The following is a 2,384-nucleotide window of genomic DNA, read 5'->3' as shown; positions in this document are numbered from 1 at the left end:
CGGCAAAGGCCGCCGTGCCTTCCTTCTGATCGTCCAGTGCAAACAGCGAGTGAAACAGCCGGCGCTCGAACCGCAATCCCTCGGCAAGCGTCGTCTCGAAGGCGCGGTTGACAGCTTCCTTTGCCATCATCACCGATGGCAGCGAGAAAGCGGCGATCTTGGCCGCGGCCTTCAGCGCCTCCTCGACAAGTTCGCCGGCAGGCACGACCCGCGACACCAGGCCAGAACGCTCGGCCTCGGCGGCATCCATCATCCGCCCGGTCAGGCACATGTCCATCGCCTTCGACTTGCCGACAAAGCGGGTCAGCCTTTGTGACCCGCCCATGCCTGGAATGACGCCGAGCGTGATCTCGGGCTGGCCGAACTTGGCCGTGTCGGCGGCGATGATGAAATCGCACATCATCGCCAGCTCGCAACCGCCGCCGAGTGCATAGCCCGCCACCGCCGCGATAATAGGCTTTCGCGCCCGCGTCAGTTCCTCCCAGCCGACGAAGAAGTCCTGGGCATAGGCGTCCGCATAGGAGATGGACTGCATCTCCTTGATATCGGCGCCCGCCGCGAAAGCTTTTTCGGAACCGGTGATGACCATGGCGCCGATACCGGGATCGGCGCTGAACCCGTTCACGGCTGCCACCACCTCGGTCAGGATCTGGGAGTTCAGCGCATTGAGCGCCTGCGGCCTGTTCAGCGTGACCAGCCCGACCTTGCCGTGCGTCTCGGTGATGATCGTCTCATAGCTCATGGCTGCTTCTCCTTGCTTACGCTCGTCTAGAGCGGTTCATCGTTTCACGGAAACGCAGAACCGCTCCATCTCCTTGTCTTGACCAATTTCGGACGGAAAACCGCCCCCGCTTTTGCTGGAATTGCTCTGACTCATCGCTGACATGTCCGGCAATAAAAGGTCGATCGGCCGCTCTGCACGACACGCTCGATGTGGCCGCCACAACTGGGCTTGGAGCAGGCCTCGCCTTCGCGGTCGTAGACGGCGAAGGCGTGTTGGAAATAGCCCAGCGACCCATCGGTCTGCATATAGTCCCGCAGTGAGGAACCGCCGGCTGCGATCGCATCCGATATCACCGAACGAATGGCTTGCGCGAGGTGTTCGCTTTGGGCCTGGGCTTTCTTTCCGGGCCTGGCGATCGTGCCCGCCTCGCGCAGCGGCGACAGGCCCGCACGCCACAACGCCTCCGACACATAGATATTGCCGAGCCCGGCGATCAGCCTCTGGTCGAGAAGCGCTGCCTTCAGCGGTGATCTCCGCCCCTTCATCAATGAGGAAAGCAGCGCACCGTCCAATGTGTTGCCCGTAGGCTCGACGCCAAGTCCAACCAGCATCGGATGAACGTCCGGCAGTCCTTCCGCAAACAACATGAAGCCGAAGCGGCGCGGATCATTGAAGATCACGCGCGATCGGGTACCGGCCGGAGACACGACATGGAAGACGACGTGGTCGTGATTGGAGCTCTTCGAGCGGTCGTGCCGGAAGATGCCGGGCATGTCGCTGCCATCGGCCGTCTCGATGCGGAATGAGCCCGACATGCCGAGATGGCAGATCAGCGCGGGGCCGCCTTCCAGGTCCATCGTCAGATACTTGGCCCGGCGGCCGAGTGCCGTGATCGTCTTGCCGGCCAGTCGCTGCGCGAATTTTTCGGGAAATGGAAAGCGCAGATCCGGTCGGCGCGCCTCGACGCGGGCGATGGTGGCGCCTTCCAGAACCGGCTGAAGTCCGCGCCGGACGGTTTCGACCTCCGGTAACTCAGGCATGACCGCCGATCGCCGCATAGAAAGAACTGCCGTAGCGTCCGGGCGCCAGCCCGAGATGCTCGGCCACGGTTTCACCGATGTCGGCGAATGTCGTTCTCAGTCCGATGTCGCCGCCCTTGAGACCCGGTCCAGTGCCGATCACCGGAACGCGCTCGCGCGTGTGATCGGTCCCGGCCCAGGTAGGGTCGTTGCCGTGGTCGGCCGTCAGGATGAGAAGATCGCCCTGCCGCAGCCTCGCAAATGCCTCCGGCAGCCGCAGGTCGAAGGCCTCGAGCGCTGCAGCATAGCCCGCGACATCGCGGCGGTGACCGAATTCGGTGTCGAAGTCGACGAAATTGGCGAAGACGAGGTCACCGTCGCCGGCATCATCCATCGCACCCAGCGCTTCGTCGAACATCGCCATGTTGCCTGCCGCCTTGCGCACTTGCGAAATTCCGCGATGGGCGAAGATGTCGCCGATCTTGCCGACGGCGATGACACGGCTGCCACGCGCCGTCAGCCGGTCGAGCAGGGTCGGTTCCGGCGGGGGCACGGCGTAGTCATGACGGTTGTATGTCCGCTCGAAAGTGGCGGTGGTTTCGCCGACGAACGGCCGCGCGATCACCCGTCCGATCCTGAGC

3 protein-coding genes are annotated in these 2,384 nt (G+C 63.6%); all 3 read right to left on the bottom strand.

The window, feature by feature from the left end:
* The coding region (locus EN914_RS32260; RefSeq protein ID WP_127389539.1) for an enoyl-CoA hydratase at nt 1–742 on the bottom strand (742 nt) is incomplete at its 3' end.
* 131 nt (nt 743–873) lie between these two features.
* Nucleotides 874–1,764: a bifunctional DNA-formamidopyrimidine glycosylase/DNA-(apurinic or apyrimidinic site) lyase gene (gene mutM, locus EN914_RS32255; RefSeq protein WP_024503477.1), complete on the bottom strand. Its 891-nt coding sequence runs from the start codon at nt 1,762–1,764 to the stop codon at nt 874–876.
* A partial coding sequence (locus EN914_RS32250; RefSeq protein WP_127389538.1) for a phosphopentomutase occupies nt 1,757–2,384 on the bottom strand: 628 nt, incomplete at its 5' end. The genes mutM and EN914_RS32250, both read right to left, overlap by 8 nt.

Source organism: Mesorhizobium sp. M7A.F.Ca.CA.001.08.2.1 (assembly GCF_003998455.1).
Lineage (GTDB): Bacteria > Pseudomonadota > Alphaproteobacteria > Rhizobiales > Rhizobiaceae > Mesorhizobium > Mesorhizobium ciceri.
The sequence above is the reverse complement of the archived record's forward strand: the minus strand, read 5'-3'. Positions and strand labels throughout refer to the sequence as shown.